Genomic DNA, 12,425 nt, shown 5'->3' on the forward strand with positions numbered 1-12,425 from the left:
TTGATCCAAGCCTAAATAAGCTAAAGTCATTGATTCACTTGAGTGATTTAGTAAGTGCATGACTAGGCCAATATTGTAATTTGATTGCGTGTAGACGCGATAAGCCCCGGTTTTGCGCATTGTGTGGGTCCCTAGATAATTAATTCCTAACAGATCGCCAACCTTACTCATAATTTTGTAGAACTGTTTTTCCGTGATATGGCGCTCAGGGTGTTGAATGGAAGGAAAGAGCCACTCAGAGGCTAGTCTATGATCAAGTAGCCATTGACGGTACAATAAGAGCTCTGTTTGAACAGGTTTAAGGTACAAGGTATTAGGTTTACCCGTTTTTCGGTCGTGAATAAACGCATTTTGTTTAATAGAACCGTCCGGATTAAAAATATCGGCCTGTTTTAAGCGCATGACATCACTGACTCGCAGCAGTGTCGCTTTGCCAACTTGAAAAACTGTATAGTTACGCCGGCCAGCTTTAAAGTTGTTGAGTAAGGTATCTTGAACCTCTTTGAGAACGTTTGAATCTTTGATGGGTAAGACAACTTGTTGCATAGTTTGAGCTCCTTAAAAAATTGATTTTTAGTACAAATTAAAGTACAATATTAAGTACAATGAAAGGGTGGTAAATATGACATTAGCACTAACACAGAGCGATTTTCGCGCTAACCTAAAAAAATATTTAGATCAAGTTAATGACGAAGATGAAACCGTTTATATTGCTCGTTCAAACAGTCGCGCAGTGGCCATCGTTTCACAAGAAAAAATGGACTGGCTAGAAAGAGCATTAAAAGCGAAAGAAGGTTCGTTAGAATATGCAATTGCGCGTGATCAGTTAATTAAACGCCATGTTTTACCTGACGATGAAATTGTTGAATCAAATGATGATTATTGGGATCAGTTTAAATAATGAAAAAACTAAGATTTAAACCACGTGCAACCTTTAATGCTGATCTAAAACGGTTAGCCAGTTTAGACAAATCTATTATTGATGAGGTTCGAGCAGCCATTGACCTGTTGCTTGAGCAGCAACAATTACCACCAGAATTTGAAGATCATGAGCTTAATCGGCGAATGAGCGGTTATAATGAATTTCATTTACGAGACACCCCGAAAAACAAAACACCAAGCGAAACTAACGACGTTCTGGTGGTTTATACGATTGATACAGATGAACTAGTCTTAATTGGCATTCGAGTCGGATCGCATGATCGTTTATTTCCTGGTCAAAATCGTGCTAAAAGGTATCGAAAAAATAACGAATAAAAGAAGCTATTTCTGGTATATAAAAATAAATAACCCCTAATATCTACATTATAGATATTAGGGGTTATTCTTTCAATGTTTTCGAGGGGCGATTTTTGATAGTTATAGACCCTACACAAACATCTTTTGTAAGAAGCTTTTTTTGTTCTTTCAACAAATCTAACTTACGTTGATGAAGAGTGATAGTGTTGTCTAACTGTTTGAAAAATAACCCAATTTTTTGTTGACGATTTTTGTCTCGCACTCTTCATTATTTATCACGATGATAAAAATCTTTTGTATTAAAGAAGTCATTTAGAACCGTGTTCTCACCAGTCATTGTTTCATGTAAACGAATACCATCGACATTTATCCGCGCATTACGATAATAATCATTTGTTAATTGACCCCATGATGTCTGTGAAGCATCAACATTATCGAAAATACTGAAACCGCTACTCTTAAGATAAGTGTACTTTGCATTATCATTTGTATAATTTGTAAATGAGCCAATATCTGCTCCAAATGGGAAAATCAATACTGGTGTTTTACCAACAATTGGTTGTACTTCCTTTTGCCAAAGTGCAGTGTCCTTTTTGATATCATCAACACTGGCCGTAGTCATATTTATATGACCCCAGGAATGCGATGCAAACTGCCAACCTTCCTTTTTCATAGCGTTAGCAACCTTTGTCGCTTTCTTAGCTTCGCGATGTGTCTTTTTTGTATCACCATATTGACTCTTTGATGAACGATAACCTAGCACCCCATTATAACCCGTTTCAGCAATCACACCCTTTGAGCCACCGTATGAGAAATCTGGATGCTTTTTGATGAAGGTATCAATAATCGGTACCATGTCATAATCACCAATTTTCTTCTGACCATTATTGGTATATTGATTTTTAACATCACCTTGCTTATTGACGACTAATTTATCTGCAAATCCAGAATTCTTCATATACTCATAATAGTTAACATCATCCTGTGATATAATTAAAGGCTTCTTGCCTTCAGGTAATTTGACTGGTTTGAAAGTCACCTTCCCTTGTTTATCAATCGAAATGATATCTTTAAAGTTAATTAATACATAGCCATTATCATATAACTGATTCAGCATCGGCATAAATTCGTCGATGGTCGCCATATAATCTTTGTATCCCTGTGCCTGCTTAGATGAGAAAGCTTTACCAGGATCAACAATTAGTGAATGATAAAAAAGATGTGAAATTTTTGTCGGATCATCCCACGTGACCAACTTTGACTGTTGCTTATTAATACTCTTTTTTAGATGATCAACTGTTGTTCCTTTGTGCCCCGATAACACTGATTTTGCTTCTTTATATTGGTACTGTTGACTTAATGATTTTGCCTGCTTTACTGCCTTAGTTGTTTGACTATCAGTTTTTGCCTGCTTTACTGTCTTAGTTGTTTGACTATCAGTTTTTGTAGTCATAACATCATCATCAATATTGCCATATAACCATAAGCCTGCCCCCAAAATCAACCCAATGACGACAAGACTAGTTATCTTGGTTTTTATCACAGCTACTCCCCCATAATTTTTATGAATATTAAACGACAAGTTAGTGCCATTCTATATCTTATTACCTCAAAAATAAAATTATTCGTAAATTGCTTTAGTTGAAACCTTAAGGCTTACATTAACTTTTACCAGAATTTCCACCAACGTTTAATAGCTCTATTTGTGTGTATGCCATCTTTATTACTACCAGATTTAACAATCTTCTGTTTAGCTATTTTGCTTTTTTTATCTTGGATGTTAAAAAGATCATTTCCGGTCGACAAGTTGTCGTTAGTTTTTTGAGTTAGTTTCCCACTTAGCTTTTGTACATGATCTTTTAATCGACGGTTATCTGCTACTGTTGCTAATTGTAATTGTTGCTGCTGATCCACCAATTTTGTTAGATGATCTATTTGTCGGTCTTTGGTAGCAAGCTGTTTGTCACGTTGAGACTTTAAATCTTCTATTTCTCTTCTTAGAGTGGCAATTAGCTCATTATTTTCTTTGCTAGTCTTTGTCACTTTTTTGCTACCTGTTTGTTGGGTATTTGCTACTGAAGGCTTTGCTACCTTGTCCCTAATAATCCTTTCAGCTGTAAGGCTGATCATGTTTGTACCTTGACTATCTTTTTGTCGGTTCTTTGTTGGTAGTGGTATTGAATAGTTTGTTTAGAGACCTTCAATTCATCAGCAAGTTCTCTAATAGTTTTAGGTATGATTTCCAAACCCCTTTCGGAGTTCAGCAAGCATTTCTTGTCTTGTCTGATCTCTTATTGTTTTATCATGCTCAATCTGTCGTTCGGCTAAAATCTGTTTTTCAGTTGAGCCTAGTGGTAGGCCTTTAACTTTATCGGTAGCACGCCATTTTTCTTGTTCTGTTAATTCACCATTATGCTGGATATTAAAAAGTTTTTGACGCTCATCTTGGAACTTACCTTGAGAAAAGTCGTTTGCGTCTTTTCTTTCAGGCTTCCAAGTAAAAGTATAACCAATCACTGGTTTCCCACGACCTTTACCATATTTTTTTCGTATAGTTAGGCCTCTAAACAAAGGGGTTAGTTCTTCCTTAATTGGGCGAATAACCCTAGATTCAACGTTCGCAGGCTTACTCCAATAGCTTTGTGGAATATCTAGTAGTTCAAAGAAATCATTTTTAGAAAAATAAGCATAACCAGTGGTTCGGAATTGTTTAAGAATACGAAAAGTTGTTTTTGCGTAACTACTCTTTAAATCTCGGAACTCTGTCAAAGCATAACGAACCCAACTTTCGAGATTATTTAGAAGTTTCAACGCTTTGGGATAAATTTGAATATCAACATAAGGAACGTCTGCAGATCCCTTAATTTCAAATCGAGTGAACATGACAAACATCTCTCTATCAAGACCATCTTTACTTCGAGAGCCAAATCTAAGACCTAGTATTTTTTGATATGTACTTTGTATGTCATCAATAAACCGATTATTTGCGGTTGGCTTATAGGCACTTAACTCTTTTAACTGATCAAAGGTAAATCTAACAGTATCATCACCTTTATCACGCATTCTAGAAACTACAGAAAAGAACAAGTTCATTTCTACAGGAGTAAACCTTCGCAAGGGGATTGTATTTAATTCAGGGTCATATTTGACTAATTCATTGCTCATAAAATAACCTCCTTGAATAATACTACCTTATTTGAATACAGGAGTAAATAAATGTAGTCGATAAACAGACAAAATGTAGTCGATAAACTTCTGTACGCCTTGGGGTAGTAAGGCGCAATAGGGGTCTAAAAGAGGTTTAAAAGAGGCACCACTGTACAAGATCAAAATCTAAAACAAAAATACAAAGGAGTGAGCCCAAAAACAGGCTCACATTAAACTTCATTCGCTACGCTCTTTGCGCCTCACTTCGTTCGTTGCCTACAAAGGAGTGACAAGCCACATTAGTTCGGGCGCTGACGCCCCGAACCCCGTCCAAGCTGAGCCAGCTTGACTGCTTTTTCACTCGCCGTTAGGCAGGAAAGCAAAGTTTTGTAGAAACTTTGGCTTTCGCCATTTCAGTGTAAAGACTGGTTAAGAGCTGTCAATTCCTTATGCTCCCACGCTTTGCTCGTCCGCTACCATTGACAGCAAACGGTTAGTTTTTCTGAATCTTAACAAGAATTTAGCGGCTATGTTCGTTTTTAAGGGCCTTATTTTTCGTTTTTAGCGGTTTTGAGACTGTTTATATATATTTATACCAAAGCAAAAACAAAAAGCCCTCAACAGACTCTTAGAGGGCTAAATAACGAAGCCAGGACGATTAATAATAGCTTCTTGTCTTTTTTGCAAAATATAAGTGTATAAGGAATCATACAAATTCTTTTTAATCTCGTCAGGTTCATTGACATAAGCTTCAAACAATTCTTGAATATCAACTTGCCAAGGATCAGCAAGCATTTCATCAATTGGTTTTAATACTTTCTTTTCGTCCATCTTAATGACTCCTAACATCAAAATAATGCTTTCAGTTTAAATTCACAGATCTTACAGCACCGTTATTCAAAATTTGTTACCAAGCTTATAAAGATTATCTGCACAAAGCAATTAAAAAATTTTTGCTTAAAACAGCGTAATCTGCAACACTTTTTAAATATTTAAAACATAACAATCTTAGTTAGGTGCAAGCATAAATTGAATTAAAAATACATTCAATTCAACAACGACAAAAATTGATTTTATGGTTATCAGCAGACCGAGTGAAACGAGGTCAATGCGCACTTACACCCTTGACAAGTGTCAAGGGTAGATTTAATCCCCATTTTGATGGGGTTTATTTGTATTAGAAGGCTAACGCCAACTATCAAAAACCTAGAGTTAAATCTTAAGATTAATCAATCACATTACGAAGGATCCAATGACTATAAGTAAGACGAGCACCGGGAGTTATTACCCAAGGGTGATTAATTTCGAAAATTTGAATTTCAGTTGCTAAGTAAAGTGGGGTCTTGCCATGATTAAAAGCAAAAACGGGTTGTGGAAAATCAGGCTTACTAGCAACTTGATGAACACTTTGACGAGAGTTCATCTGCCAACGAATTTTTAAATCTTCACGCGACAATAATTGCGGTAATTGTGTTTTTTCAATTTGAGCTTGTTGCTGCAACTTTTGTGTAAAGGCTTGTTTAGTCTTGTTTTGATGCCAATCATCAAAAAGATCATACTTGTTTGATTTAAAATCTAAATCCATAAAGCCAGCCTCCTAACCAAAATCAATTTGATCCAGCATCGTTTCGGTACTAGCCTGGTCTAAGCCTAAATAAGCTAAAGTCATCGCCTCACTGGAATGATTGAGCAGATTCATGACTAAGCCAATATTATAATTTGATTGCGTGTAGACGCGATAAGCCCCGGTTTTGCGCATCGTATGAGTACCCAGATAATTAATTCCTAACAGATCGCCAACCTTACTCATGATTTTGTAAAATTGTTTTTCTGTAATATGGCGCTCGGGGTGTTGAATGGAAGGAAAGAGCCATTCAGAGGCTAGTCTATGATCAAGTAGCCATTGACGGTACAATAAGAGCTCTGTTTGAACTGGTTTAAGATACAAGGTATTAGGCTTACCCGTTTTTCGGTCGTGAATGAACGCATTTTGTTTAATAGAACCGTCCGGATTGAAAATATCGGTTTGTTTTAAGCGCATGACATCACTGACTCGCAACAGTGTCGCTTTGCCAACTTGAAAAACTGTATAGTTACGCCGGCCAGCTTTAAAGTTGTTGAGTAAGGTATCTTGCACCTCTTTGAGAACGTTTGAATCTTTGATGGGTAAGACAACTTGTTGCATAAGCTGTTAGTTCCTTTACTTTAAAATTAATTTAGTTGCAGAAAACCTAAAAATCGAATATTATAATGTAGTACGATGGTAAACTTGAAGGAGGCGGATTAGAATGAGTAATACTATTATTAAAAACAAGACAATTTCAACTCGTGTAACACCTGACATTAGTGAACGGGCTAAAGCTAATCTAGCAAAACAAGGGCTAACCGTTTCTGAGTATATACGCTTATCGTTAGTTAAAGCGGCCAATAATGAAGTTCGATTAGTCAGCTTTTTAGATTCTCCGGAAGCCTTAGCCGCTAAAAAAGAAGCAGAAACAGGGCAGGTCAAAAACATTGGTTCATTGACTGACTTTGAAGATTGGATCGATAAGTTAGATGCAAATTAAACAGACCAAATCTTTTGAACGTGAATTAAAAAAACTAGTCAAAAAACATTTCCCAATAACTGTCTTGAAGCCTTGTTTAGAAGCAATTGTTGAACAAGATGTACTTGTTTTGAAACAGATTAAAGATCATGCATTAAAAGGAAATTGGCGTGGCTATCGTGAATTTCACCCTGCCAGATATGGAAACTATGGTAAAAATTATGACAACTGGATTGTTATTTATCAGCTAGATCATGATGAATTGATTTTGTTATTGGTTGCAACTGGCTCCCATGAAATCTTGAATCAATAGCTATAGTTTAGGGGCACTTATAAAAAAATAAATTAAAATAGCCCCCAATATCTACATTATAGATATTGGGGGCTATTCTTTCAATGTTTTTGAGGGGCTATTGGTAATATAGACCCTGAGTTAAGGAATGTACTGATGTTTTCTAGTATAGTCCTTAGTCTGATAATATTTGTTGTATTTTTCTGTATTTAGTTATTCGATGATATCGAGGCTAATATGTCAGTCTTCCAATCAGCGTCGAAATCAGTTTCGATTAGTGGCTTATATGAAGTATCTACGGCATCCCAAATAACCTTTTCGTTTACACCTTTATCATGTAACCATTTAATCAACGGTTAGCTTTTGGTCATTGGGAAGTAGATACGGTGCTTTCTAGTCGAAGTGAGTCACGATCATGTCTGGTTACATTCGTGGAACGTAAGACCCGACTTCTATGGGCCATCAAAGCCCCTAATAGAACGGCTAAGGCTCTAAACACCGCCTTTGGCAAGTTTATGGGGGCCTTCGGCCCCCAAGTAAAATCCATTACTGTTGATCATGGTAAAGAGTTTGCCAATTATCAGGCCTTAGAACAGGATTATCAGATCAAAGTTTATTTTTGCCATCCATATTCACCATGGGAGCGAGGTTCCAATGAATATTTTAATAGACGGTTACGCTGGTTCTTCCCGAAAAAGACCAATTTTAGCCAAGTAACGACTGATGAGATCCTAGCAGCACTTGAACTAATTAATCAACGACCATTAAAAATACATCATCAACAGACTGCCATTGAAAGATTCCGGGCTTGTTCGGATTAAACTTGTAATTTGCCTTGCTTGAGTCTAATGATGGTATGATTTTGAGATAAAAAACTTTCGTTATAATTGTAATTACAACTTTAATTCTATTTTAACCAAAATCAATCTGATCCAACATTTTCCCCTTGGATATAAGCTAAAATTTCTAGAATTGACAGGGTTATGTCTACAACAAAAAAGACCCTACACATCAAGGTAAGGTCTTTTTATTAGATTCCACATGACCTAGTAGCGCAAGAAATAAACTCATGCTATCCACAATTGCACTTAGCTCCATATCTCCTTCTACCGAAATCTTTACAGGTGAAAATGCGTCTGTTTCCTCACTTGATTTAATAGATATATAAGTACGTCCACCATGCCCAGCATCACCACCTCTTTTACCAGTGGTTGCTATTTCAACTTCTGCTTGAAAAGCATAAATAAGAGTGAATTTATAGACCAGCATAGATATCCCATCTAATAACTTTTCACGCTTACCAATATAATAACAACTGGTGTTGTTGACATTAAAAGGGGCATCTTCAGTCAACTCATTATTGTCAATGGCAACAAATGCATCCTCTAGATTATCAAATTTATAAATATCATCCATACTCATCTTATAAACACTCCTATAATTGACTTATCTTAATTAAAACACTTTAACCACCTAAAAATACCCTACCAGTCAAGATGATATAGCTTATGATAACTGGGCCTATGTTAATCGCATTTTAGTCAGTACGTGCTACACCATATTGGGATGTTGAAACTGTAAACGTAGTTATTGGTCCAAATTGACCGTCTTCCTTACCACCTTCTAGAGAAATGAAGAAGAAGCTTCCATCCTCAGAAACAGAAATACCAGTAACAGTTCCTAAAAAATCTTTGTTAGGAACTACTTCGCCAACCTTAAAGTAAGGTATCTTAGTTGGATCAAACGCCGACACACCTAAAAGCATTATTTTTTCGATTTTAAAGCCATTAATTAACTTTATAGGATTAACAGCCAAAAATTGTTTCAAAGCAGCATTTACAATTGAACTTTTCTTCAAGCCACTTTCAATTGCGTATTGTTCCAAGTTTTTAGCAACATCATTTGAAACGGTCGAACTAATACGTACAGAATTTTCTTCAATCATTCTAAATTCTCCTAATTTAAGTTTTCAAAGGATAACCCTAAATTAAATTATACACTTAATGATCAAAAATGCAAATTTTATTGTTTCTTGTGTAAAAATGCGTATAAGTATTTAAATTTGAATTTGCTAGTCTGATTGGTAAACCACAATCAACGCTTAACTATTCAATTTAGCCTCGCTTTTCAAGGTCTATTAAAACGTTAAATAAAAAAACAACCCCCATTATCTAACTAGTAAATAATGGGGGCTGTTTTAATAGTCTTTTTGAGGGGTCATTAGGAACTTATACCCCCTGATGCATAGGAAAATATCATTGGTGTTTTGTTTTTGTAAAAATGGAAAATAAAAATGAAATTCCTGTTAGCATAAAGATTCCACCAATATACCATTCTTTTAATAACACAACAATGACTCCTGAAGTGATAAATACTATCGGCATAATAAGTGAATATTTTGCTCCTTTTTCTCCAGACAAGTATTTTTGCCAAGCATATTTTAATCCAAGAGAACTAGAGTTATCGAACTCTCTTAACTTATTTAATGCAGATACACTGCACAATAACAAGAAAAATATTGGCAGCATAAATACACCTAAATGTATTAGATTAAAAAGGTCACCAATTAGTAATGAACAGACTAGTAAATCAATAACTATAAGATCGCGATAAATTGGTTTTATTTGTCTCGTAACTTCTTCCTTTTCCAAAAACTCACGCATACCTGTATCCTCCTTTAACAAAGTATCTAGTGAAATATGGTAATAGTCACTCAACTTAATCAAGCTAGCAATGTCAGGATAAGTTTTTTCATTTTCCCAACTAGAAATAGTTTGTCTAGTAATAAAAAAATCTCTAGCAACTTGTTCCTGAGTAAGATTCAATTCTGTTCTTGCGTTTTTTAGACGATCACCAAATTTCATATATACCCTCCTGATTTCAAAATAATTATGTTGATGAAACGCAAAAAGAGCAAGCAATGATTCTATGCTTGCTCTTTTATAGGCGTTATTTGTGACTATAGGCCCTAAAACTGCTTGCAGAATTGTAACTTGGTGGTTTTCTATTCAGTTACTAACTGTTGGACAGTGTCGGATATGTGGATTTGTGTCTTATACTTCTTAAGGTCATGATTGTTAGTCGCTGTATTTCCCTTATGATTTAACAAGGCATCTAGCGCTGCTAAGTTGCTAACATAAGTCTGATTAATGTAGGTGCGAGGCACAATACGTGCAACTTTAACATAGCTGCCCTTATGATACGCCATCACATAAGGATCTTTGACCCCAGGATTAATCCCCGTCGTTAAGGTTAATTTGGCCCATTCATTACCCATCGTATTATCGGTGAACCAAGCGGTCCAGTAACCATTGGTCGCCTTATTGTTAGGAGAAATTTCCTTTTCACTAGGTAATTTAGTGTACCCGACCTTATAGGATAAAAACGGATCAAAGCGATCAATCGTCCCAATACCTTTATAATATCCCAAACATAAAATACCAACACTAACCAGTGCTAGTACGATCAAGCCACCTAAACCAAAAGTCCAACGACGATAACGACTTTTAAGCTTAACATCATGATCTATCTGGGTGGCCAAAGAGGGTTCTTTATTTTTTTTCATTGCAATCTCCTCGTTAAATAGAAGTTTTTCGAGTGAGATGTTAAACAATTGACTCAAAGCATGCAGGGTCTCTAAACTTGGCATATTCTTGCCAGTTTCCCAAGTTGAGACCGTTTGACGGGTCACATGTAATTTTTGAGCTAATGCTTCTTGGGTTAAGTTAGATTGCCTGCGCAAGGTCTTGATATCGTCTTTAAAGCTCAAATCTCACTCCTCCTAAATCATAATCAAGGATCTAAGGCAATCCTAGCAAGAATTACTAGCATTAGTCACGCAAATGTTACTTGCACAAGCCAATAAAGCCATTCTTCAGATCGTAATAACGTTCTGAAGAATGGCTTTAGAAATGATCAAAGGCCTATTTGTTAGTTATAGACCCTATATATTCATAGCCCCTTTCTGTTTGGTGTTAGAACCTGTCTAGTATCTTTTAAGAACTATCTTCAGGAAGGCCAATACAACCATTTGAAGACTGCTGTTAAGGGCACGTTCACAGTTTTTCCAAAGTCGCCGACATTTGTCTAGCCAACTCCATGAACGTTCAATGATCCATCATTGCGGTAACACCGTGAACGTATGCAACTCGTTGCGTTTAGCTACCGTCGTCTTAGCATTCAAAATGAGCTTCACCTGATCCGCAAAGTCATTGCCAGTGTAGCCACCATCAACCATGACATGCTGAACCAGCTCTAAATTTTGGCTAGCCAAACTAAGCATAGCCAATGCACCTGAACATCTTCATAAGGTAAATAAAATTCAATTGTAGATTTATTTAATTTTACAATCTACCAATTAACGTCTCCATCTTTTCAAAACGACTTAATTCTACGGGCTATAAATAACTTAATTTGCCAGTGTATAACGTTTCACATTAAGCTACCACTAAGTTATAATAACCATATCGAAAGGAGATCAATCTAATGAAATATACGAAAACCAAAGCAGTATTAAATCAACTCGTTGCCGATTTGAGCCAGATGTCAATGATTATCCATCAGACGCATTGGTACATGCGTGGACCCAACTTTTTGAAGTTGCACCCCTTGATGGATGAGTTCATGGAAGAAATTGACAGCCAACTCGATGTCATTTCTGAACGGCTGATTGCGCTTGATGGCAGTCCTTACTCGACCTTAAAAGAAATGGCCGAAAACACTAAGATTCAAGACTGGCCTGGTGAATGGGACAAAACAACCCCAGAACGCCTCGCACACTTAGTTGATGGCTATCGTTACTTGGAAGACCTTTACCAACACGGCATTGAAGTATCCGATGTTGAAAAAGACTTCAGTACCCAAGATATTTTCATTGGTCTCAAAACCGCAATTGAGAAGAAAATCTGGATGATTCAGGCAGAGCTTGGGTCGGCGCCGGAAATTGATGAATAAAATAATATTAAAAAATCGGTAGGCTTATGGTAGATTGTAAAATTAATCCGAACGCTGTTCGGACAAAAAAGATCAGCTTCCTTTAAAATGGTGTTTACCACAAACCCATCTTTTAGGAGCTGATCTTTTGTCTAGTATAACCTATTCCGAACGAATTAAAATCGAAACCTTTTGTGAACTAGGGCTGTCCAATATCCAAATGAGCGATCGCCTAAAACGATCACCTGCCACAATTTCTTATGAATTAG

The 12,425-nt window shown here is 36.3% G+C and carries 16 protein-coding genes and 4 pseudogenes; 7 read left to right on the plus strand and 13 right to left on the minus strand.

All coding sequences use genetic code 11. From position 1 onward, the window contains the following. On the minus strand, nt 1-546 hold a 546-nt coding region (locus WDC_RS08095; protein WP_044011362.1), incomplete at its 3' end, for a site-specific integrase. Between the two features lie 76 nt (nt 547-622). On the opposite strand from WDC_RS08095, the gene WDC_RS08100 reads away from it, so the two are divergent. After that, a complete protein-coding gene (locus tag WDC_RS08100; RefSeq protein ID WP_044011363.1) occupies nt 623-901 on the plus strand; it encodes a type II toxin-antitoxin system Phd/YefM family antitoxin in 279 nt (92 codons plus the stop codon). After that, nucleotides 901-1,257 (plus strand): type II toxin-antitoxin system YafQ family toxin, encoded by a 357-nt coding sequence (locus WDC_RS08105; protein ID WP_044011364.1) that lies wholly within the window; start codon nt 901-903, stop codon nt 1,255-1,257. The genes WDC_RS08100 and WDC_RS08105 overlap by 1 nt, the downstream gene beginning before the upstream one ends. A 111-nt stretch (nt 1,258-1,368) precedes the next feature. Here the strand turns inward: WDC_RS08105 and WDC_RS09920 are convergent. From WDC_RS09920 to WDC_RS08135, 7 genes and pseudogenes are all read right to left on the minus strand, one after another. Further along, nucleotides 1,369-1,498: pseudogene (locus WDC_RS09920) on the minus strand (restriction endonuclease subunit S); the annotation flags it as partial. A 9-nt stretch (nt 1,499-1,507) separates the two neighbouring features. Next, on the minus strand, nt 1,508-2,782 hold the full coding sequence (locus WDC_RS08110; RefSeq protein WP_044011365.1) for a polysaccharide deacetylase family protein: 1,275 nt from the start codon (nt 2,780-2,782) through the stop codon (nt 1,508-1,510). 125 nt (nt 2,783-2,907) lie between these two features. Next, a pseudogene (locus WDC_RS08115) lies at nt 2,908-3,476 on the minus strand (DUF536 domain-containing protein). Continuing rightward, entirely contained in the window at nt 3,469-4,404 is a 936-nt protein-coding gene (locus WDC_RS08120) for a replication initiation protein (protein ID WP_044011366.1), read from the minus strand. The pseudogene WDC_RS08115 and the gene WDC_RS08120 overlap by 8 nt, the downstream one beginning before the upstream one ends. 618 nt (nt 4,405-5,022) lie before the next feature. Then, nucleotides 5,023-5,235: a hypothetical protein gene (locus WDC_RS08125; RefSeq protein ID WP_044011367.1), complete on the minus strand. Its 213-nt coding sequence runs from the start codon at nt 5,233-5,235 to the stop codon at nt 5,023-5,025. A 376-nt stretch (nt 5,236-5,611) separates the two neighbouring features. Then, the gene (locus WDC_RS08130; protein ID WP_044011368.1) at nt 5,612-5,971 is read right to left on the minus strand and encodes a hypothetical protein; all 360 of its coding nucleotides are present in this window, start codon (nt 5,969-5,971) and stop codon (nt 5,612-5,614) included. A 12-nt stretch (nt 5,972-5,983) separates the two neighbouring features. Further along, on the minus strand, nt 5,984-6,571 hold the full coding sequence (locus WDC_RS08135) for a site-specific integrase (RefSeq protein ID WP_039098794.1): 588 nt from the start codon (nt 6,569-6,571) through the stop codon (nt 5,984-5,986). Nucleotides 6,572-6,674: 103 nt separating this feature from the next. On the opposite strand from WDC_RS08135, the gene WDC_RS08140 reads away from it, so the two are divergent. From WDC_RS08140 to WDC_RS08150, 3 genes and pseudogenes are all read left to right on the plus strand, one after another. Next, complete coding sequence (locus WDC_RS08140; RefSeq protein ID WP_003625288.1) at nt 6,675-6,953, plus strand: plasmid mobilization protein; 279 nt, start codon at nt 6,675-6,677, stop codon at nt 6,951-6,953. Beyond that, nucleotides 6,943-7,245, plus strand: coding sequence for a type II toxin-antitoxin system YafQ family toxin (locus tag WDC_RS08145; protein ID WP_005917927.1), 303 nt, complete (start codon nt 6,943-6,945; stop codon nt 7,243-7,245). The genes WDC_RS08140 and WDC_RS08145 overlap by 11 nt, the downstream gene beginning before the upstream one ends. A gap of 326 nt (nt 7,246-7,571) precedes the next feature. Beyond that, nucleotides 7,572-8,045: pseudogene (locus tag WDC_RS08150) on the plus strand (IS30-like element ISLsa1 family transposase); the annotation flags it as partial. 190 nt (nt 8,046-8,235) lie between these two features. Here the strand turns inward: WDC_RS08150 and WDC_RS08155 are convergent. From WDC_RS08155 to WDC_RS08175, 5 genes and pseudogenes are all read right to left on the minus strand, one after another. Then, nucleotides 8,236-8,646, minus strand: a complete 411-nt coding sequence (locus WDC_RS08155; RefSeq protein WP_003687937.1) for a hypothetical protein — start codon at nt 8,644-8,646, stop codon at nt 8,236-8,238. 115 nt (nt 8,647-8,761) lie between these two features. Next, entirely contained in the window at nt 8,762-9,169 is a 408-nt protein-coding gene (locus WDC_RS08160) for a hypothetical protein (protein WP_044011369.1), read from the minus strand. A 310-nt stretch (nt 9,170-9,479) separates the two neighbouring features. Continuing rightward, nucleotides 9,480-10,088, minus strand: a complete 609-nt coding sequence (locus tag WDC_RS08165) for a helix-turn-helix domain-containing protein (RefSeq protein WP_052497836.1) — start codon at nt 10,086-10,088, stop codon at nt 9,480-9,482. Nucleotides 10,089-10,228: 140 nt separating this feature from the next. Beyond that, nucleotides 10,229-10,993, minus strand: coding sequence for a helix-turn-helix domain-containing protein (locus WDC_RS08170; protein ID WP_044011370.1), 765 nt, complete (start codon nt 10,991-10,993; stop codon nt 10,229-10,231). Nucleotides 10,994-11,209: 216 nt separating this feature from the next. Next, nucleotides 11,210-11,518 (minus strand): annotated as a pseudogene (locus tag WDC_RS08175) (transposase); the annotation flags it as partial. Between the two features lie 191 nt (nt 11,519-11,709). Between WDC_RS08175 and WDC_RS08180 the strand changes: the two are divergent. Both WDC_RS08180 and WDC_RS09550 read left to right on the plus strand, forming a co-directional pair. Then, nucleotides 11,710-12,177: a Dps family protein gene (locus WDC_RS08180; RefSeq protein ID WP_003587210.1), complete on the plus strand. Its 468-nt coding sequence runs from the start codon at nt 11,710-11,712 to the stop codon at nt 12,175-12,177. A gap of 127 nt (nt 12,178-12,304) precedes the next feature. Beyond that, a partial coding sequence (locus WDC_RS09550) for a helix-turn-helix domain-containing protein (RefSeq protein ID WP_156127021.1) occupies nt 12,305-12,425 on the plus strand: 121 nt, incomplete at its 3' end.

Origin of the sequence: Paucilactobacillus wasatchensis (assembly GCF_000876205.1) — a bacterium.
Classification (GTDB): Bacteria; Bacillota; Bacilli; order Lactobacillales; family Lactobacillaceae; genus Paucilactobacillus; species Paucilactobacillus wasatchensis.